This window comes from Megasphaera intestinihominis (assembly GCF_040096415.1).
GTDB lineage: Bacteria > Bacillota > Negativicutes > Veillonellales > Megasphaeraceae > Megasphaera > Megasphaera intestinihominis.
This window is the reverse complement of sequence record NZ_JBBMEU010000001.1, coordinates 77,841-99,474: the sequence shown is the minus strand read 5'-3', so window position 1 is coordinate 99,474 and position 21,634 is coordinate 77,841. Positions and strand designations below refer to the sequence as shown.

Below are 21,634 nucleotides of genomic sequence, written 5' to 3'. Positions count from 1 at the left end.
GAGCTGCGTCGGCCGGCTCTCAGCACCCCGGCTCTCTGTACGTGCACGTCATCGTTTTTACTTCCGCCTCAAAGGTTTCATGGACGATGTTCATTTGATGGTTGTATGATACACCGCATTTTTTAACCTGTCAAGGAGATTTTTGTCCATATTCTAAAGACAATCGTTTTACTGGCAAAAAAGAGGCTGTCGCATGAAGACAGCCTCTTTTTGAGTTTTAAGTTTGTAGTTTTTAGTTTTCAGCAAATGGTAAAAAATTTAAAACCTTCTTCTACAAACTACACACTCTGTACTACAAACTTTACGAACGAATGAGTCACTCCTGATGACAGAGTCCTTTACGCACGCCCTACATCATAGCGATGACCGGCGAGATGATGAGCAGGATGCCGGCGAAGACGATGAGGACCAGGGAGATGCCTTTGTATTTATGCAGGGCATCGACTTTGTAAACCAGGTATGCTGGGATGAGGCAGGCGATGATACCGAAGATCGGGCCGAGCAGGGTCAAAAGCTTGAGGACCGGTGCATTGAGGACGATGGCGCCCCAGGCGACGGCGACGGCGAAGATGAGGATGCCGTGACGGACGACGGTCTTGCTGATTTTTTCTTCCGGAATGAAGCGGCGCAGGATGTTCATAGCAATCCCCTGGCAGGCTTCACGGAAGCCGAGGAAGACGCTGAAGAAAGCCGTCATGACAGCGAAGATGTTGAGGATAAGGCTGAAGATCTTGACGGCGCTGCCATCAAACCCTCTGGCAACGATGGCCAGGGCCGAAATGTTCTGGGAGTAAGCGAGGACGGCCTGGTCATGACCGAGGGCCAGGTTGAAGGACATAGCGTACGAGAAAATCGTGATGAACAAGACGGAGAAAGCGATTTTCATAGCCCGCATGGCTTTATAACGGGCGACGTGGATGGACTTGTTGTGAGAGCGGTAGGAAATGACCATCGGGCTGATGCTGGGGATGAAGAGGATCGATGTCAGCGTGACCGGCAGCATGGCGATGGTATTCTTGACGAGGTAGCCCAGGTCCGGGAAGACGCCGATGTTGGCCAGGTTCCAATGCTGGATCATGATGCCGCCCAAGCAGATGACGACTAACAATTTCGTCAGGACCATGAGCGTCGATACGCGGAACAGGAGCTGTTCACCCCGGGAGGCGATGAGGACCATGACGCAGATGATGGCCAATCCGTAGAAGGGGCTATCCGACAGGAGCGTGTCCGTTACGCCGAAGGAAAACAGGAAGGACGCGCTGTCGTTGGTCAGGGCTGTCGAATACATGAAGACGCAGATGAGGATGCTCAGGAAGTAGAGGATCCCCAGGAGGAAGCCCCAGTTCTTACCGAGGTAACCGCTGATGACGCTGGGATAATCTTCGCACCGCGGCGAATCTGCCAGGGTATTGATGAATAAGCACTGTAAGAGATAGATAGCCGGATAGGCGATGATAGCTGAGAATAAATAAACCCATACGCCGACCAGGCCTACCTGAACGGGCAAAAAGACGATACCGGCGCCGATGGCCATGCCGATACTCATAATAATCCAGCCCCAGTCCGTACTGTCGAACTTGACGGCTTCTTTCCATTGTGCATCTGTCATGCCCGCCTGCCGGGCCAATGCTGCTGTTGAGTTCATATGAATTACCTCCTATGATGGATACATTTGAAAATAAAGTGTCTCTCTTAACATTACATGTTTGTCGATGTCATCGGCTCCCCTTTCTCAATTTCTGTTCATATACATTTTATCTATATCAGTTATGGTCTATTTTCCAAAAACCGTAAAATTTAATGTATATGTCGGCGTTTCACCTTTTACTAAAACGTTCTATTTCTTACTTAAAGTATAACATGGAAGGTATATGCTGTAAAATATTCATTGCGCAATTTACTTTTATAGGAAATTCCTATATCAACGACTTATTTCCTTTAAATTTTCTTCATCATTTGCTAGGTTTTTCATATATTGAGAATGACTTGTTCTCACGATTCCAGCATTTCTATGAAGAAATGTCCTTTCCAAAAAGTCAAATTTCGATATATTTTCTTTATAATTTGTAAGTCATGGCTAGACATCTCTTTTTAGCTTTTCGTTTTTATTTATTCTTTATTTTCATTTTAAATATTCCTTTATTGTATCAAAAACTCATAACTTTCCTCTATTTTTTTATTTTGATACAATAAAAGTACGATATGCGATTCTATAGGTACGGTTGATATTCGAGGTGTTTAATTATGACTTTACAGCAACTTAGTTATATCTTAGAGTTATCTAAGCACAATTCAATTTCGGCTGCCGCACAGGCTGTGAACATCTCCCAGCCCAGCCTGAGCACGGCCATACGGGACCTGGAAAAAGAGTTCTCCCTGACCCTGGTCGAGCGCAACCGCCATGGCATCATGTTCACACCGGCAGGGCTGGAATTCCTGCACTATGCCGGTCACATCCTCTCCCATGCAGCGGCCATGCACGACCATTTCCAGGCAGAAAAAAGACAGGACCTGCCCCAGATCCTGTCCATCTCTTCCCAGCACTATCCCTTTGCCGATGAAGCCTTCATCCATGCCCTGCAACACGTCCAGCCGGGCAAGTCCTGCGTATTCACCCTGCGCGAAGGGCGGACGTCGCAGGTCATCCACGACGTCGTCACCCGCGAGAGCCATCTGGGCATCCTCTTCTTGTCCCATATGAACGAGCGCTTCCTGCAGGACTTATTCCACAAAAACAAGCTGGAATTCACGTCTCTTTGCGCCTTTACGCCCTGTCTTTACGTCCGCAGCGGCCATCCCCTGGCAGCGTGTCAGCACGTCGTTCCCAGTCAATTTGCGGAATATCCCTGTGTCCGCTTTGAACAGGGCCATGACAAGTCCCAGTTCTCGGAAGAACTGCTCCTGCCCAATCCGGCCAGCCGCCAGTGCATCTACGTCACCGACCGTTCCACCCTGTTCAGCGTCATACGGTCTACCGATGCCTACACCATCGGCACGGGCCATGTAGCCCCGTCGATCATCGGCCGCCATATCCAGGCCATCCCCATCGAAAATCCCCTGGATACGATGACCGTAGGCTGGATCAAGATTGCCGGAGAACCCCTGCCCGAAGAAGCCCGCCACTACATCACCATCCTGGCCGGCCTCTTAGAAGGACGGGAGCATGGCTAGTGGCTCGTAGTTCGTGGCTTGTAGTGGCTGTCTCACGAAGGGGATCATAATCCGTAGGGGCTCGCGCGTGGCGAGCCCGTCCCAGGATATATGTGATTTTCTAGCCGGTCTGCTAGGAGAAGCTTCCAGATTCCTAACGGGTCGCCCACGCGGCGACCCCTACAGTGCAAAAAAACCGCCCCATTAAGCGTGTTCTTGCTTAATGGGGCGGCTCCTTTTTTCACTTACAACGAACTATTTATTTGTCATCATAGGCTTTTGTCATGCGGACATAGCCTTCGTAGCGGTCCTTAGCATCTTCTTCGGTCTTTTCAAAGAGTGCTTCTGCCGTATCCGGGAAGGTGCGCTGCAAGGACGAGAAACGTGTTTCACCCATGAGGAAGTCGCGGAAGTTGGCTGTTGGTGGTTTTGAATCGAGGATGAAGGGGTTCTTGCCCTGTTTCTTCAATTCCGGATTATAGCGCCACAGATGCCAGTAGCCGGCTTCGACTGCCCGTTTTTCTTCGAGCTGGCTCTGACCCTGGCCGACTTTCAGGCCGTGGTTGATGCACGGTGCATAACCGATGATCAGGGACGGGCCGTTGTAGGCTTCGGCTTCTTTGAGAGCCTTCATGAACTGGTTCTTATCGGCGCCCATAGCGACCTGAGCGACGTAGATGTAGCCGTACTGTGCTTCCATCATGCCCAAGTCCTTCTTGCGCGTCTTCTTACCGGAAGCTGCGAACTGGGCAACAGCTGCCGTCGGCGTAGCTTTGGAAGCCTGGCCGCCTGTATTGGAGTAAACTTCCGTATCGAAGACCAGGACGTTGACGTCTTCGCCCTGAGCCAAGACGTGGTCCAAGCCACCATAACCGATATCGTAAGCCCAGCCGTCGCCGCCGAAGATCCACTGGCTGCGTTTGACCAGGAACTGTTTCATATCATAAACCTGTTCCAGTGCCGGTTTGCCGTCTTTTTCAGCTTCCAGGAGGGCAATGACCTTATCCGAACGTTCGCGGGTGCCTTCGCTTTCAGCCTTGTGTTCTTTCCATTCCGTAAAGGCTGCCTGCAGTTCCGGGCTGGCGACGTCCATAGCGGCATCGATGTACTGTTCCAGCAGTTTCCGTTCCGTCTTTTCAGCCAGCATCATACCGAAACCGTATTCTGCGTTGTCTTCAAAGAGGGATGTCGACCAAGCCGGGCCGTGACCCTGAGCGTTCTTGGTATAGCCACAGTCCGGTGCACTGCCACCCCAGACGCTGGAGCAGCCGTGAGCGTTGGCAATCATCATGCGGTCGCCGAAGAGCTGGGTGACGACTTTACAATACGGCGTTTCAGCACAGCCTGCGCAGGCGCCGGTGAATTCGAGGAGCGGCTGTTCGAACTGGCTGCCGATGACGGTATTCTTATCCATCGGGTTGGCTTTGACCGGCAGGCCGATGACGTAATCCCAAAGAGCCGCTTTATATTCTTCGCCGTCGAAAGGTTTCATGGTCAATGCCTGTTTCGGGCAGACATGGGTACAGCTGCCGCAGCCCAGGCAATCCATGACGGATACGACGATATTGTACTTGTAGCCCGGAGCCACTTTGATTTCCTTGTCCTGGTAGCCTTTCGGAGCCTTAGCGGCTTCATCAGGCGTCATCAGGAACGGACGGATAGCAGCATGGGGGCAGACGAAGGAACACTGGTTACAGCCGATACATTTTTCAGCATCCCAGCTCGGTACGAACATGGCGACGCCGCGTTTTTCTTCGGCGCAGGTCCCCGTCGGCCAACGGCCGTCTTCGATGCCATCATAAGCGCTGACCGGCAGGTCGTCGCCTTCAAGGGCATTGACAGGAATGGAGAATTCGCGGAAGAATTTCGTATGTTTCGACATGTCGACCGGTTCATCGACAGCATCAGCCCAGGCGGCCGGTACATCGACCTTGACGATAGCAGACAGGCCCTGGTCGATAGCTTCATTGTTCATGTCGACGATATTCTGGCCTTTCTTGCCATACGATGCGACGACGGATTCTTTCAGTTTCGCAATAGCCAGGTCCAGAGGAATGACATCGGCCAGTTTGAAGAAGGCCGACTGCATGATCATGTTGATGCGGCCGCCGAGACCGATTTTCTGAGCAATGCCGACAGCGTCGATGATGTAGAATTTGACGTCGTTGCGGGCAATAGCGCGTTTTAATTTAGCCGGCAGTTTTTCATCCAGTTCTTCCGGTTTCCAAACCGTATTGAGCAGGAACGTACCGCCTTTCTTGATGCCCCGCAGGAGGTCGAAGCCATGGACATAGGACTGGCGGTGGCAGGCGATGAAGTCGGCATTATTGATGAGATACGGCATCTTGATCGGCGTATCGCCAAAGCGCAGATGCGATACGGTGACGCCGCCGGATTTCTTGGAGTCATAAGCAAAATAAGCCTGAGCATACATATCGGTGTTATCGCCGATGATCTTGATGGCACTCTTATTGGCGCCGACTGTACCGTCGGAACCGAAGCCCCAGAATTTGCAGGCTTTCAGGCCTTTGCCACCTGTCGTGATGCCTTTGACGCGCGGCAGAGATTTATAGGTAACATCGTCGACGATGCTCAAAGTGAAGTCGTTCTTCGGTTCGAAGGCCTTGAGGTTTTCAAAGGCAGCGACGACGTCGCCCGGCAAGAATTCTTTCGATGCGATACCATAGCGGCCGTGGTAGACTTTCGGCGCATTGTCTGCTACGGCAAAGGTAGCAGCTACGCTGTGATAGAGCGGTTCGCCGTTGGCGCCGGTTTCCTTGGTGCGGTCCAGGACAGCGATCTTCTTGACCGTATTCGGCAGAGCGGCCAGGAAATGCTTTTCCGACCAGGGCCGGAACATGTGGACGTTGATACAGCCGACCTTTTCGCCTTTATCGACGAGCATCTTGACCGTTTCTTCAATGGTCTGGGCGCCGGAACCCATGGCAACGAGGACGAATTCAGCATCAGGAGCGCCGGTATAGTTGAACAGGTGGTATTCACGGCCCGTGATTTCACTGATTTTCTGCATGTAACCTTCAGCGACATCGGGAACGCGGTCGTAGAATTTATTGAGGGCTTCGCGGTGCTGCATAAACGTTTCAGCCGGTTCGCAGAAAGAAATGGCTTCCGGATTATCCGGATTCATGCCGCGTTTGCGGAAGGCCCGGACGGCATCCATATCGAGGAGAGGCCGGAGTTTTTCATACGGCAGGACTTCGATTTTCTGGATTTCGTGGGACGTGCGGAAGCCATCGAAGAAGTTGATGATCGGGATGCGGCAGGAAATAGCCGTGGCATGGACGACAGCTGCCAGGTCCATGATTTCCTGGACACTCGATTCGCACATCATGCTGATGCCCGTGCCGCGCATAGCCATAGCATCGTCATGGCCGGCAAAAATCGTATAGCCGTTGGTGGCAACTGTACGGGATGCGACGTGGAAGACACCGGGCAGGAGTTCGCTGGAAATCTTGAACATGTTGCTGAGCATGATCATCATGCCCTGGGAAGATGTAAAGGTCGTCGTCAATGCGCCGGTATTCAAAGCGCCGTGCATAGCACCGGCAGCCCCTTTTTCAGACTGCATTTCCTGAACCTGGACGGTCGTGCCAAACAAGTTCTTACGGCCATGAGCAGCCCATTCATCGACGTGTTCAGCCATCGGCGACGACGGCGTTATCGGGAAGATGGAAGCCAGTTCCGTAAAGGCGTAGGCAATATAAGCCGCAGCTTCGTTGCCATCCATTGTCTTGAAGATTTTCTTTGCCATAGTACTTTTCCCCTTTCTGTAAAACCTGGTAACTGAAAGAATCCGTGTACACTTAGGAGTCATCTTTAACATTGCGCAGATAAAATCATCTTTTTTCACTATATGACTAAGGTATTTTTTAGATGACTATTTGTTATCTTCATTGTACTATTTCGAAAAAATTTATGCAAGGCCTTTCTAGTAAAACGTTCATCTTATGCCGATTTTGTCTAAACGCGTATATATTCATGAAAAAGAGTCATAAAAAAACAGGCTGTCACACAAAGACAGCCTGTTTTTTAGTCCTTAGTTTGTAGTTTTCAGTTTTTAGTGAATGGACAGCTAAAAATTTAACCTGATTCTGCAAGAAGTCTCCCGCCTCTATAGGCGGGAGTACGTTCACAAACCTCTACGCCTGCTACAAACTCTGTACGATAAACTATATTACGCCCAGATGGATTTCATGAGCTCTTTGTACGATTCGCCGAGGTGGCGGATGATGACGTCGAACATGGCGTAAATCAAATCGCCATCAACTTCATCGTCTTTGAGAAGGACGCACGTATCGAGGATGAGGTTGCCTTCATCATCGACATAGTATTTGAAGGACTTGTACTGCTTGTTGTACGTATTGAGCAGCTTGAGGACGGCGGCTTCATTGTCATCGTGCAGGACCTTCGGCGCTACCAGGACGCGGATCATGCCGTAAATGCTGGTGTCGAGGATGACGATGAGGGACAGGCGGTTGCCATTGATGTCAGCAGCCGACCGGAAGACGACCGTCTGGAACTGGTCATCCTTGATTTCATCGACCGTAAAAGCCTTGATATCCTTTTCGTCCAGATATTTCTTGAAATTTTCCGCTTTTTTATTCATGGGAAACACTCTCCTTTTTCTACAAATAACACTTCGGTTTTATTATACCCCATTTCATCAGGGCTTGTCATATAAAAAAGCGCTGTCGCGTGAAGACAGCGCCTTTTTGAGTATTATGTTTGCAGTTTGTAGTTAAGTTTTTTAAATTTAAAGCTTATACTGTACCCATAAGGTTGGACAGTCCCCTTTTTAAGTGGTTAGCAGCTAGTGGTTCGTGATTAGCAGATGGTTTTATAGTTTGTAATACGGATCTTGTAGAGGCGCCACGTGAGCGGCCCGTTAGGGATTGGGATAATTCTTCCAGCAAACGGGGCGGTAAATCATACATATCCCGAAGCGGGCGCCCCACGTGGCGCCCCTACAGAAAAGGGACTGCCACATGTGCGACAGTCCCTTTTCTTATTAGGAGAGGAGTAGTTTTTCGAGGATTGGGTCTAATTCTTCCGGTGTCGTGCTGGGTTCAAAGCGCTGGACCTGGCTGCCGTCCCGGTTGATGAGAAATTTGGTGAAATTCCATTTGATGCCGTTGCCCTGGGCATTGTCCGGATAGTATTCGGAAACGACCTTCTGGATGAGCTGGCCGCTTTCTTTATCGGTTTCGTAGCCTTTAAAAGGCGCGGCTCCCGTGAGGTATTGATAAAGCGGAGCTGCCTGATCACCGCGAACGTCGATTTTCGCAAAGAGCGGGAAGGTGACGCCATGGTTGAGGCGGCAGAACTGTTCGATGTGCTGGTTATCTTCCGGGTCCTGTTCCAGGAACTGGTTGCACGGGAAACCGAGGATGACCAGGCCTTTATCCTTATATTTCTGATATAAGGCTTCCAGGCCGTCGTACTGTGGTGTAAAGCCGCATTTGCTGGCCGTATTGACGATGAGCAGGACTTTATCTTTATATTGGCTCAGGGATACATCGTGACCCTGGATATCTTTGACAGTGAAATCGTATACGTTCATGACGTGACCTCTTTATGGTTTATAATTCGTGGATAACGCAGCCGCCAAATTCCGGCGAGCAGGTGGCCCCGTCGAGGGACGGCGCTTCTTTGACAGCGAACGACTCCTTCCACAGGCCGTGGAGGTTGCAGTATGCATAGACTTCGCCGGCATCGCCTGTTTCAAATTCAGCCTTCGGTTCTTCACCTGGTTTGAGGTAACGGATGTCGACGCCGTTGTCATCGACAAGGGCAATCCATTCGATGTAATGCTTTTCTTCCATCGGGTGTGTCACTGAGCCGACGTGGACTTCCAGATGACCATCGATTTTCTGGATAGCCGGTACGTGTTTTTCTTTAGCTGCATCGACAGTGTCGGCGACGAGATGAGTCAATTCCTGGCCGGCATAGATGAGTTTTTCCGGTACTTGCGTGCCTACAGATACTAAAACGCTGCCATCTTTATCGTTACGGTAAAATTCTACGTGTTTCATATGGGTTCCTCCTTCGGGGCTTGGCCCCTTAATAATTATTTTTCTTTATGTGCTCATTATAGACTAAATCGGTACGCTTGTCAATAATGGAGAATAATTATTCTTTATTATTTTTTCTTGATATCCAGCTCAATGCTGTGCGGGTCTTTCTTTAGGGCCTTCATCCGTTCCCGCGTCGTCCGGCTGGCACCGCCCCATTTGAGGACCAGTCCACCGTTTACACTCCACGTCGACGTCATATTGGAGCCGGACCGCCTTGTCAATTCGCCCCAGACGGAATTCCCCTTCCCCAAAGACAGGGACGTCCCAAAAGTCATGTCATACCAGGTGTAATGGCTGGAACCGACATCGGCCGTCTGGGGTGCCTGGCCATCGCCATGGAGACTGCCCGTCGTAGTCCCATTCATTTCCCGCTGAACGCCAAAGCGGCCATAGAGCAGGCCGGCATGGCCGTTGACGCTATACGATTTGCCGGCCATAATGCCCAGGCGTCCGGTGACATAGGGTTTATTCCCGGACCGATAGGTCACGTCGTCTCCGCTGACCGTGTAAGGGAAGACATAACTCAGGGACAGGCCGGCCTGGGGTTCCCAAAAGAATTGCTTGGGCAAGAGACGCGTTTCATAATAGCGTATACCAGCAGCGATCAGCCAGTTCCGGTAGTTGACCAAATCGCTATTCCCATCGGCATCGCTATAAGAGACAGTATGCTGCAACTGGGACAGGCGGATGACGGCATCACCGTGACGGTCGTGCTTATCGCCCCATTCCATGGCAAAACCGCCGCCATATTCCTTGATAGAGTCAGACCCGCCACCATAGGGCTGGCTTCCTGCCTGACCATTAGTATATACATTCGACGTGCTCATCGTATAAAAAGCGCCCTGATGCAGGGTCCCGCCCCAACGGGCCATGGCATGCGGCGAATCATAACCGATGAGGGTCGCACTGTAGTCCTGGCTGAAAGACAGGCTGCCGTAATCGGGAAAGGTATAGCTGCGATAATCGGTCTTGACCCACCAGCCCGTATCTTCTGACGGTTCGGCCAAGTCTTTATAAGAAGCGAAACGATTATCATCGCTGCGCCGCCAGAAAAGGTCCGACGCCATTTCATAAAAAGAAGCCGTCCCAGCCTGTGTCGCTGCCAAAGACCGGCCGGCAGACGACCAGTCCGCCGTTCCCGCAGCAGCTGCTCCGGCCGGACAGACCAGGAGCGAAAAAGCGATTATCCAATTACGCAAACCAGGCAGACTGAATTTCATAAAAACCTCCTTCGAGGACTTATGTTTCCGTCCTTACTAAATCATAATGGCGGCAGCCCTGTTCTTCACGGCAGCACAGGACACCGTGGTCGACGAGATATTCGATGTGGGCCAGCGTTTCCCCCAAGGCGAACCATTTCTGCGTCGGCGGAAAGTCCTTCCACTGCTTACCGCGCATGGACCAGGTCATATGCGGGGCGATGTCGTAGGCCGTGCTGTGCGGATAGAGCCCTGCCAGATGGCAGATTTCCGCCAGGCGTCGGTCGTGATGGGCCACGATTTCGTCGATGCGGCCGGCAATGGACGTATCGCCTTCACGGTGTCCCGGCAGGGCCAGTCGGACGGGGAGGTCCCGCACTTTCTGTAAACTTTCGAGATAGCATTGCAGGGCCTGTTTCATATGATACCAGACCTGGATGTTCGGCGTAATGTCGAAGAGGATGTGGTCACTGGTAAAGAAGACCTGCTCTTTCGCCAGGTACAGACAGCACAGGCCCGGCGTATGGCCCGGCGTGTGAATGACCTGTAAATCGCAGCCGGCCAGGTGGAGGCAGTCGCCGTCATGGACAGGGTTCACCGGGAAATGCGGGTCTGGCGAAAAGGTCCGGGCCTGGTTGGAGAACTGCGTCTTGATTTCGGCCGGCGGCATGCCTTCGCGCATGAAGTTATCTTCAGCCGCTTTCCACGTCGAACCGTCTTCGGAATCGACGAGGTACTGGTAATCGACGGGATGCATGTAAATAGGACAGCCGGCCTGGGCAAAGAGGCCGACGAGACCGCTGTGGTCAGCGTGGAGATGAGTGATGAACAGGGACGTATCAGATTGTAAACGGATGTCCAGTTCTTGTAAACCCTGGCACAAGGCGCGTTTACATTCAGGACGGTTAAAGCCCGTGTCGATGACTAGATTGCCAGACACTCCTTTGATGACATAGGCGTTGAGATACTGCAGGGGATTGTCAGGCAAATCGACGCGGATACGGTATATATCGGGATGAGAATGAACTTGTTGGATCATGGGACCTCCTTTTAAAGGAATCAGGCGGGCCGCCCTCTGGGACGGCCCTACGAATAAAGGCCTTTAAATTTAAAACCATTCACTAAAAACTACAGACTGCAAACTTACTACTCAAAAAGAGGCTGTCAGATGACAGCCTCTTTTCTCATTTCTTCTTTTTAGGATTATAGCGGTTCATGCCTTTGTCGACGCCCAGGCTCAGGCAGCCTTCGATAGCTGTCGCTGCGTCTTCAATGCCCTGCTGGTAGGCTTCACGGAGTTCTTCCGGGAAAGGAGTCAGGACGTGGTCGACGACGTCATGGTGCGGCAAGGGCCGGCCGATGCCAACGCGGAAACGGGTGAAATCGGTACAGCCGTTGGCAAACAGGCTCTTGATGCCGTTATGTCCGCCATCGCTGCCGCTCTTGCGGATGCGCAGACGGCCGACGGCCAAGTCCATATCGTCATAGGCGACGTAGACATCGGGCTGATCGATTTTATACCAGCGCATGAGCGGGCCGACGGCGCGGCCGCTTTCATTCATGTACGTCTGCGGCTTGACCAGGATGATCTTTTCGCCGTTCACCGTGGTCTGGGCCACAAGGGCGTCCATCTTATCCTGCCACAAGGTCACGTTCCAGCGCTTGGCTAATTCATCGACGACACGGAAACCCGTGTTGTGTTTCGATTCTTCATATTGGCGGCCCGGATTGCCCAGGCCTACGATCATATGCACGACAGGTCCCTTATTTGTCGAAGAGACGGCTTACGGAAACGTCGTGGAAGATGCGCATGATAGCTTCGCCGAGGAGCGGTGCGACCGAAAGGACTTTGATCTTATCGATCTGTTTTTCCTGCGGCAAAGGAATGGTATTGGTGATGATCAGTTCGGAAATGACTGATTTCTGGATGCGTTCGACAGCCGGGTCGGTGAGGACAGCGTGAGCGCAGGCAGCGAAGACACGGGAAGCACCCATTTCTTTCAGGGCTTTCGCGCCACCGCACAAGGAACCAGCCGTATCAACGATATCGTCGACGAGGATGCAGGTCTTGCCTTTGATGTCGCCGATGATGTTCATGACTTCAGCAACGCCCGGACGGGGACGGCGTTTTTCGATGATGGCGATAGGTGCATTGACGCGGTCAGCCAGATCGCGGGCACGCGTTACGCCACCGAGGTCAGGAGATACGACGACGATGTCGCCCATATCCGTTTCTTCTTTTTTCTGATTGATGTATTTGGCAATGATGGAAGCCGAGCCGAGGTGATCGACAGGGATGTCGAAGAAGCCCTGGATCTGGCCGGCATGCAAGTCCATGGTAACGACGCGGGTAATGCCGGCTGTCGTCATCAAATCAGCAACCAGTTTGGATGTAATCGGTTCACGGCCGCGGGTCTTGCGGTCCTGACGTGCATAACCATAATACGGAACAACGGCGGTAATGTGTTTAGCCGAAGCGCGTTTGAGGGCATCTGCCATGATGAGCAGTTCCATCAGGGTGTCATTGGCCGGCTGACAAGTCGGCTGGATGACGAATACGTCCTTACCGCGGACACTTTCGTCGATCATGACCTGGATTTCACCGTTGTTGAATTTGCCAACAAAGGCTTTGCCCAGTTCCAAACCGAGGTAATCGGCAATTTCCCTGGCCAATTCCGGATTGGCATTCCCCGTAAAAATCTTCAGCTTTTTCCCGTCTTCGTAACTCATAGTGAGCCTCCCTGTATAAGTAGTGATTAATTGTTATTTTTTATATGTATCTTCCTTGACCCAGCCTTCAATGTTGCGCTGCCGTGCCCGGGCAACGGATAAGGCTTTGGCCGGAATATCTTTGGTAATCGTCGAACCGGCGCCGACATAGGCATAGTCGCCGACTTTGACCGGTGCGACGAGGTTGCTGTTGCAGCCTACGAAGGCATGGTCGCCAATGATCGTGCGGTGTTTGATCTTGCCGTCGTAATTGACAGTGATCGTCCCGCAGCCGATATTGACACCACTGCCGACATCGCTGTCGCCGATGTAGCTGAGGTGCGGCAGTTTCGTGCCATCGCCGACGGTGGAGTTCTTGACTTCCATATAGTTGCCGACTTTGACCTGATTGCCGATGACCGTATTGGGCCGGAAATGGACGAATGGGCCGATTTCACAGCCGTTCTTGATTTCGCAGTCATGAGCATACATGAACTGGACATGGTCGTCATCGCCCATCTTGACGTTAGTCATGCGGACGTACGGGCCGACCTGGCAGCCTTCGCCGATAACCGTATCGCCTTCGAGGATCGTCCCCGGATAAAGGACGGTGTCGCGGCCGACGGTGACCGTCGTGTCTACATAGGTGTTATTCGGATCGATGATGGAAACGCCATCGGTCATGAGTTCATCCAGTTTACGCTGGCGCAGGACCCGTTCGGCTTCGGCCATCTGCTGACGCGAGTTTACACCGAGTGTTTCCGCATAGGACGGCGCAGCAAAGGCACTGACGACTTTGCCTGCCGATACGAGCATGCCGATGATATCGGTCAGATAGTATTCACCTTGCGCGTTGTCATTGGTGACGTTGTGAAGCATATCCCACAAGAGAGACATATCAAAGCAGTAAATGCCGGCGTTTACTTCGTCGACTGCCAGTTCTTCCGGCGTGCCGTCTTTCTGTTCGACGATTTTGACGACCTGCCCTTTTTCATCGCGGATGACGCGGCCGTAACCGGTCGGATCCGGCATATGTGCCGTCAGGACCGTCGCTGCAGCGCCGCTCTGTTCATGGCAGTCGATAAGGGCTGTAAACGTTTCCTTCGTGACCAGCGGCGTATCGCCACAGGTTACGAGGAGGGTGCCAGCTTCCCCCTGGAGCAGCGGTTCTGCCTGCAGGACAGCATGGCCTGTGCCGAGCTGTTCTTTCTGCATGACAGTTTCGGCCTGATCACCGAGGTAATCCCGGACCGTTTCACCGCCAAACCCGACGACGACGACCTGGCGCTGCGTCCCGGCTGCTTTGACAGCCCGCAGTACCTGTTCGACCATCGGGACGCCGCCGACTTTGTGCAAAACCTTGGGGAACTTCGACTTCATACGCGTCCCCTTGCCGGCAGCGAGGATAAGTGCAATAGTATTTTTCATCCAGTTATAGCCTCCCTGAATTCCATAACTATATAATGTCCATTTAAGGATAACACAAAACGGGGCGAAAAAAAAGAGGCTGTCACATAAAGACGCCTCTTTTATCAAACAAGCTCGTATTAACCTAATACATAGACAACGACATCACGACGGCCGAAGTCGAGGGCTTCGCTGGTCGAATCCATGGCCAGGTCGATGCGGTCACCGACGATAGCTCCGCCCGTATCGGCAGCTACGGCATAGCCATAGCCTTCAATGTAGAGCTGCGAGCCGAGGGGAATGACATCGGGGTCGACGGCAACCATGCCGCGCTGGAGATACTGTCCCGTTGCCGTGTAGCCATCACCGCCGCCATCTTCAGCGGTGTAAGCCGTAGCTTCCATGACAAGACGACGCTGACAGCCTTCCGTCGAAGACGATTCTTCAGGGATCGGACGGCCACTGGCTTCCGACAGGGCTTCCATGGTCTGGGAGCCGACGACGCCGTCTGCCGTGAGGCCGTGGTCAGCCTGGAACTGTTCGACAGCAGCTTCTGTCGAGGGACCAAAATCACCATCAGCACTACCGGATAGATAGCCCGTATCCTGAAGCATATATTGAACGCTCTGTACGACAGAGCCACTCATACCCATTTGAACGCTAGCACAAGCCAGGGATGTAAACGCGAACATGCAGATTGTTGTCATTAATATCAGTATACGATTTCTCAAAAAACCACCTCTTTGAACGAACACAATATCAAGTACGTCCTGAATTATAACAAACTTCCCACTATAAGTCAAAAAAATTAATAATTATAATCTGTTTTTGATGCATTTATTCTTTATTCTGTACACCGTTTAAACAGCGTATGTCCGTTAATGCTCAACTTCGAGATGTATTTTTTAGTACCTGGTACTAGTTTTTTATAATTATTATGCATTTTTACCTATTTTAGCTCTTCGTCTTCTCCACAATATTTCTTATGGATTCAGCCCCTTCTATGGAATCGGTGAGGACGTAAATGAAGTCTCCTGCCCGCAGACACGTATCGTCATCAGGGATGATATCTCCACTGCCGCGCTTGATGTCGACGATGACCGTATGGGCCGGCCAGGCAATGCGGCCGACATATTTCCCATCGGCCTGACTGCCGCTGGATACGGTCAGTTCCAGGAGATTACGCCGTTCTTCCGACGATAAGACGGGCTTATTCTTGGCCAGGTTCCGCTGCAATAAAGCTTCATAAATCGGTTCGCCCTGGCAGAGCTGAGCTACGACCAGTGCGACCAATGACGCCGTACAGAGGACAAGCAGGTGCTCATAAGAGCTGGTCATTTCCATGATGAGAATGGTTCCCGTCACCGGTGACTGAACAGAGGCCGCAAAAAAGGCGGCCATGGAGATGACGACGATGTTGGACAAGTAATACGAAGAAATGAGTCCCAAGCGGACAAAGACGATGCCCGTAATGCCGCCTGTCAGCGCGCCCAGGACCAGCATGGGCAGGAAAAAGCCGCCAGGGACGCCGCAGCCATAGCTGACCAGGGTGAAGAGGAACTTCCCGATGAGAAGGCCGGCAAAGAGTTTCAGCGATAAGGGCAGGGTATAGAGGCTGTTGACCAGGTCGTTGCCGCCGCCCAGGACTTCCGGGAAGACATAGCCCAAGATGCCGGCCATGCACAAGGCAAAGGCAATGCGCATATAATTATTGCGAAAGACAGGTAAATCATAGAAATAATGAATATTCAGCAAACCCTTGTTGAAGACGACGCCGGCCAAGCCAATAATGATTCCCAGAATGACCACGAGCCACATGTAGCGCAGGGGAAACGGCGGCAGCATGCCGAAATGGAAGACCGGCGCCCGGCCGAAGACGTAGCGGCTGACCATGGTCGCCAGCAGGGCCGCTGCCATGGACGGCGCCAGGACGACGCCGGAAAAATTGCGGTGCAGTTCTTCCAGGGCGAACATGACGCCGGCCAAGGGCGCATTAAAGGCCGCCGCCAGACCGGCACTGGCACCGGCCGTGATGAGGTAGCGTTCTTCCATGCGCGTCCGCCCCAAGGCCCGGCTCAGGCCCTGAGCCGTCACGGCGCCGATCTGGATGGACGGCCCTTCGCGGCCCAGGGACAGGCCCAGGCCGATGCCGACGATGCCACCGATGAGCTTGACCCAGAGAATGCGCAGCCAGCGCATGCGGATGGCCCCCAAGATGACGCCTTTTACCTGGGGGATGCCGCTGCCGCCGGCATTGGGTTCATAAATCCCCAGGTGCCATAAGAGCAGGGCCGCCGCCAATAAGACGCCGAACCAGGACAGGTTCAGGAGTACGCCGCCGCTGGCCAGGACGTTGGCATAGATCCATTGGCGCCAGACCGTCCCCATTTCCAGGCCCCAGCGAAAAAAGCTGATAACCGTTCCTGATAATATCCCGACGACGATGCCTTCAAAAAAAAGGCGCAGGCGGAACCGAGGCCAATGGTCGAGGGCCCGCAGAGCCGCTTCTAACTGTGTATCGACATGCATATCTTTCACAATCCTTTCTATTCATATGTCCAAATTATATCATAGTCCCGTAACTTTCGCAGGTTCCTGATGGTATCCCCTATTATAGTATTATAGAGAAGGCGAAATATAAGTTTTCGTAAATTTTTCGCAAGCATTTCCTAAAAATCGTTGCTATTTAAAGAATGACTCATTATGATAGAAACAACACATCGATAGGAGTCCTGTCCATGAATCAGCCATCTTTCCATTTCCCAAAAAGCCCGCGGGCCAAGGCCATCGCCTTTGGCCTCATCTTTCTCCTGACTTGTATAGCCATTTATCTCTATAGCCATTCCAGTGCCGTCTCAAAAGTAAAAGGCACGGCCCAGAACGTATCGGTCACGGCGTATACCGTGACCCGCCAGGATATGAAGCGCAAGATTTCCCTGTCCGGCCAGACCGTTCCCGTCGCCCAGGTCGACATTTCCACGAAATACGCCGGTAAAATCGCCGATGTCGCCGTCAACCTCGGCGATGTCGTCGCGCCGGGCCAGGTCCTGCTCATCCAGGATACGGTCGACACGAACCTGACCCTCAATCAGGATAAAGCAGCCCTGGAACAGGCCGTCGCCGATTCCAAGGCTGCGGAATCGCAATTCGGCTCAGACCTGCAAAAAGCAGAAGTCGAATACGACACGGCCAAGATGAATTACAACCGCTATGCCGTCCTGAAAAACGAAGGCGCCATTTCCCAGCAGGAACTGGATACAGCCTATCAGGCCCTGATCGTCGCCAAATCGGCCCTGGACAACCTGGAGTCGCAGAATGTCGGCGACGTCCCGGCCAGTGTGGCCAGTAAATATGCCGCCCAGGCCAAAGCCGGCTATACCGTCGACAGCCTGACCCAGCAGCTCGACGACATGACCCTGCGGGCCCCGCGGGCCGGCGTCGTCACCTACCGCAACGCCGAAGTCGGCGCCATGGCCGCGGCCAACACGAAAGTCATGACCATTACCGATACGAGCGGCGTATACATCGACTGTTCCCTGTCCGAAGCCGACGTCGCCGCCATCCAGCAGGGGATGCCCGTCAGCGTATCCATCGAGTCCCTGGCCCAGGACTACGACGGCTATATTACCTACGTCAGCCCGGCCATGGACGATACGACCAAGACCTACGTCGTCCGCATCACCCTGGCCCAGCCGGACGCGAAGCTGCGCGGCGGCATGTTCGCCCAGTCGTCCATCGACGTCCTGCAGAAACCGGATACCCTGTTCATCCCCAAAGACGCCTTGACGGAACAGGATGGGAAGGCTCAGGTCTGCGTCATCAGGCCTGACGATACGATTGAACTCCGCACGGTCACGACGGGCCTGCGCAACGACGATTATATCGAAATCACGGACGGCCTCGATGACGGTGACGTCATCGCCACAACCAACTTGGCCCGCCTCAAAGACGGTACGACCGTATCCATCGAAGAAAGGCAGTGACCGTCATGAATTTGACTAAGTTTTCTATCGACCGCCCTATCGGCATCACTATGGTCATCGCCTTCTTCGTCGTCCTCGGCCTGTTCAGTTTCTACCGCATCGGCGTTGAACTGCTGCCGGCCTTGAACACACCGTACGTCACCGTGTCCATTTCCTACCCCGGTGCCAATGCCGATTCCGTCGAACAGCAGGTCGTCAAGCCTGCCGAAGACGCTCTGTCTTCTGTGTCTAATTTAAAACATATGACGTCGACGGCATCGTACGGCCAGGCCCGGATTACGCTGGAGCTTGATTTTTCGGCCAATGCCGATGCGGCAGCCATTGACGCTACGAAAAAAATCAATGCCATCCGCGGCAGCCTGCCTGACGATATCGACGAGCCAGTCGTCATCAAGCGCGACGTCAACGCGACGCCGATCATGTACGTCGCCGTCCAATCTTCCCACTCCCTGGACGATATCTACAGCAAGACAGAAAATGATTTCCAAGATGTCCTCCAGCAGGCCGATGGCGTCTCGGAAATCGAGCTCAACGGCGGCCGTGATAAGGAAATCGCCGTCGAAATCGACAAGGACAAGCTCATCCACTACGATATGACCCTGGCAGAAGTCGTCAAAGCCTTGAAAGCGGAAAACGTCCTCATGCCGTCGGGGACGATTTATTCGTCAGGCACGACGACGGACGTCCGCGTCAAAGCCCAGTACGCCGATGAAAGCGAACTGTCCCAAATCCAGGTCACCAATGCCAAGGGTGCCAAGATTCCCATTACGGCGGTCGCCTCCATCAAGCGCCAGGACCAGCGAGTCACGCGTTATGCCCGTGTCAACGGCGACGATGCTGTCGTCATGGCCATTTACAAGAACAGCGACGCCAACGTCGTCAACACGGTCGACAATGTGACCAAAAAGCTGGACGAACTGCGCCAGGACAATCCGGACTATACCTTTACCATTACCAATGAATCGGCTTCGTATATCCGCAATTCCCTGCACAATACCCTGCAGACCCTCATCGAAGGCCTGTGCACGACAGGGCTGGTCCTGTTCTTCTTCCTCCGGGGCTGGCGATCGACGCTGGCCGTCATGATTGCCATTCCGACATCCCTGATTTCTACTTTTTTTGCCATGTACCTGGCCGGCTTCACCTTTAACATGATGTCCCTCATGGGCATGGCCCTGTGCATCGGCATCCTCGTCGACGACTCGATTGTCGTATTGGAAAACATCCACCGCCACCTCATGCAGGGCGAAGCACCAAAATCAGCAGCCCTTCACGGCCGGTCGGAAATTGGCATGGCTGCTGTCGCCATCACCCTCTGCGATGTCGTCGTTTTCCTGCCTATTGCCTTCATGACGGGCATGGTCGGCCAGTATTTCAAACAGTTCGGCCTGACCATCGTCTTTGCCACACTCTTTTCCCTCTTCGTTTCCTTTACGCTGACGCCGATGCTGGCATCGCGCCTGTTCCGCCTGGGCCTGAAAATCCCGGACAAACCGATTTGGCATAAAATGGACGCCATCGAAGAAAGCGCCCGCAACCACTATACGTCTATCCTGACCTGGAGCCTGGATCACGCCAAAAAGCTGGTCATCCCCGTCCTGGTCCTGTTTATCGCCGCAGCGGCCCTGATCCCGACGGGCCTGGTCGGTTCGGAATTCATGCCCCAGACTGACGAAAGCAGTTTCCGCATCACCGTCGAACTGCCGACCAATGCCAATCTGACGCGGACGGATAAAGTAGCGCGCCAGCTCGAAGATTACTTGAAGACGGTCCCGGAAGTCACGTACTATACGTCGATGATCGGCGGCAAGAGCCTGAACCAGGCCAATATCCAGGTAACGCTGAAAGACCGGCGCGACCGGTCGCGGACGATATGGCAAGTCACCAACGACGTGCGCCGCTTTGCTGCGGACCACATCTATGACGGCGACGTCCGGGTCAAAGAAGCCCAGGCTTCCGTATCCGGGACGACAGGCGGCTTCGGCGGCGGTTCAGGCAACCTTCGCCTGGAACTGCGCGGCAAGGACAGCGAGGCCCTGCTGGCCCAGTCACGGGCTATCGAACAGATGATGAAGACCGACATCGCCGGCCTGCGCGACATCAGCAGCTCCTACCAGGACGGCATGCCCGAATACCAGCTCGTCGTCGACCGTAATAAGCTGAAACAATACGGCACGTCCCTGAGCGATCTGAACGACACCTTTTCCAATGCCATCAGCGGCCAGAAAGCCGGCGTCCTGGCCAATGACGCCAAAAACGACAACAACGACACGGATATCTACGTCCGCCTCAAAGGGGCCGACGCCTTCCGCCTGTCCGACTTGGAAACGATTCCCCTCAACGCCAACGGCCACATCATTTACATCGCCGACGTAGCCAAGGTCCAGGCCGGGACAGGACCGGTGACGATCCGCCGGACCGACAAGGAACGGAGCATCACCCTCGGCGGCTCGCCTCAGGGACGGCCGCTGAACGAGGTCATCCAGGACGTGGCGAATCACCTGAACGCCATGGACCTGCACGGCGTGACTTTCCGCTTCACCGGCCAGGCCGACCAGATGACGACGACCTTCACGGACTTGGGCGAAGCCCTGCTCCTGTCGCTCATCCTGATATTCATGATCCTGGCCATCCTCTATGAATCGGTCAAGACGCCATTCATCCGCATGTTCTCGCTGCCCCTGGGCCTCATCGGCTCCCTGTTCCTGCTCTTCTTGACCAATAATACGCTGAACCTCTATTCCCTTATCGGCATCCTGGTCATGGATGGCCTGGTCGCCAAGAATGGGACGCTCCTCCTGGACTATACGCTGACCCTCATGCACGAACAGGGCCTGGACCCGCGCAGCGCCGTCATCCAGGCCGGCCGCGTCCGGCTGCGTCCTATCTTCATGACCACCCTGACCATGGTCGTCGGCATGCTGCCTACGGCCCTGTCCATGACGGCCGGGGCGGAAACGCGGGCCAGTATGGCCGTCGTCGTCATCGGCGGCCTGCTGACATCGACAGTCTTCACACTGGTCATTATCCCGATTCTTTTCGTCTTCATGGAAAAGCACAGCCTGTTCCGACGAAAGAGTGCCTAAAAAAA

15 protein-coding genes are annotated in these 21,634 nt (G+C 53.3%); 3 read left to right on the top strand and 12 right to left on the bottom strand.

Translation table 11 applies throughout. From position 1 onward, the window contains the following. Positions 1-349: 349 nt before the first annotated feature. Positions 350-1,645: an SLC5/6 family protein gene (locus WMO23_RS00435; RefSeq protein WP_292105998.1), complete on the bottom strand. Its 1,296-nt coding sequence runs from the start codon at positions 1,643-1,645 to the stop codon at positions 350-352. A gap of 599 nt (positions 1,646-2,244) precedes the next feature. Here WMO23_RS00435 and WMO23_RS00430 point away from each other — a divergent pair. Then, the gene (locus tag WMO23_RS00430; protein WP_292108331.1) at positions 2,245-3,171 is read left to right on the top strand and encodes a LysR family transcriptional regulator; all 927 of its coding nucleotides are present in this window, start codon (positions 2,245-2,247) and stop codon (positions 3,169-3,171) included. A 238-nt stretch (positions 3,172-3,409) separates the two neighbouring features. Here WMO23_RS00430 and nifJ read toward each other — a convergent pair whose 3' ends face one another. The 11 genes from nifJ to WMO23_RS00375 form a co-directional block, all read right to left on the bottom strand. Next, positions 3,410-6,922, bottom strand: a complete 3,513-nt coding sequence (gene nifJ / locus WMO23_RS00425; protein WP_020311612.1) for a pyruvate:ferredoxin (flavodoxin) oxidoreductase — start codon at positions 6,920-6,922, stop codon at positions 3,410-3,412. A gap of 423 nt (positions 6,923-7,345) precedes the next feature. Continuing rightward, positions 7,346-7,777 carry a YbjN domain-containing protein gene (locus WMO23_RS00420; RefSeq protein ID WP_296819111.1) on the bottom strand — a complete coding sequence of 144 codons (432 nt, stop codon included), beginning with the start codon at positions 7,775-7,777 and terminating at the stop codon, positions 7,346-7,348. Positions 7,778-8,179: 402 nt separating this feature from the next. Beyond that, complete coding sequence (locus tag WMO23_RS00415; protein ID WP_020309726.1) at positions 8,180-8,731, bottom strand: glutathione peroxidase; 552 nt, start codon at positions 8,729-8,731, stop codon at positions 8,180-8,182. A gap of 19 nt (positions 8,732-8,750) precedes the next feature. Beyond that, positions 8,751-9,203 (bottom strand): desulfoferrodoxin family protein, encoded by a 453-nt coding sequence (locus WMO23_RS00410; protein ID WP_014015231.1) that lies wholly within the window; start codon positions 9,201-9,203, stop codon positions 8,751-8,753. Between the two features lie 107 nt (positions 9,204-9,310). After that, the gene (locus WMO23_RS00405; protein WP_020724142.1) at positions 9,311-10,465 is read right to left on the bottom strand and encodes an autotransporter domain-containing protein; all 1,155 of its coding nucleotides are present in this window, start codon (positions 10,463-10,465) and stop codon (positions 9,311-9,313) included. 19 nt (positions 10,466-10,484) lie between these two features. Further along, positions 10,485-11,483: an MBL fold metallo-hydrolase gene (locus WMO23_RS00400; RefSeq protein WP_349173008.1), complete on the bottom strand. Its 999-nt coding sequence runs from the start codon at positions 11,481-11,483 to the stop codon at positions 10,485-10,487. A 145-nt stretch (positions 11,484-11,628) separates the two neighbouring features. Next, positions 11,629-12,192, bottom strand: coding sequence for an aminoacyl-tRNA hydrolase (gene pth, locus WMO23_RS00395; RefSeq protein WP_036202476.1), 564 nt, complete (start codon positions 12,190-12,192; stop codon positions 11,629-11,631). Positions 12,193-12,208: 16 nt separating this feature from the next. Continuing rightward, positions 12,209-13,174 (bottom strand): ribose-phosphate diphosphokinase, encoded by a 966-nt coding sequence (locus WMO23_RS00390; protein ID WP_292281967.1) that lies wholly within the window; start codon positions 13,172-13,174, stop codon positions 12,209-12,211. A gap of 33 nt (positions 13,175-13,207) precedes the next feature. Next, entirely contained in the window at positions 13,208-14,581 is a 1,374-nt protein-coding gene (gene glmU, locus WMO23_RS00385) for a bifunctional UDP-N-acetylglucosamine diphosphorylase/glucosamine-1-phosphate N-acetyltransferase GlmU (RefSeq protein WP_292108122.1), read from the bottom strand. Positions 14,582-14,700: 119 nt separating this feature from the next. Further along, positions 14,701-15,267, bottom strand: coding sequence for a peptidoglycan-binding protein (locus WMO23_RS00380; protein ID WP_417087648.1), 567 nt, complete (start codon positions 15,265-15,267; stop codon positions 14,701-14,703). A gap of 247 nt (positions 15,268-15,514) precedes the next feature. After that, positions 15,515-17,089, bottom strand: a complete 1,575-nt coding sequence (locus tag WMO23_RS00375) for a ClC family H(+)/Cl(-) exchange transporter (protein WP_303267719.1) — start codon at positions 17,087-17,089, stop codon at positions 15,515-15,517. Positions 17,090-17,298: 209 nt separating this feature from the next. On the opposite strand from WMO23_RS00375, the gene WMO23_RS00370 reads away from it, so the two are divergent. Continuing rightward, positions 17,299-18,543, top strand: coding sequence for an efflux RND transporter periplasmic adaptor subunit (locus WMO23_RS00370; RefSeq protein WP_302491130.1), 1,245 nt, complete (start codon positions 17,299-17,301; stop codon positions 18,541-18,543). Positions 18,544-18,548: 5 nt separating this feature from the next. Then, positions 18,549-21,629, top strand: a complete 3,081-nt coding sequence (locus WMO23_RS00365) for an efflux RND transporter permease subunit (protein ID WP_292299373.1) — start codon at positions 18,549-18,551, stop codon at positions 21,627-21,629. Positions 21,630-21,634: the final 5 nt, after the last annotated feature.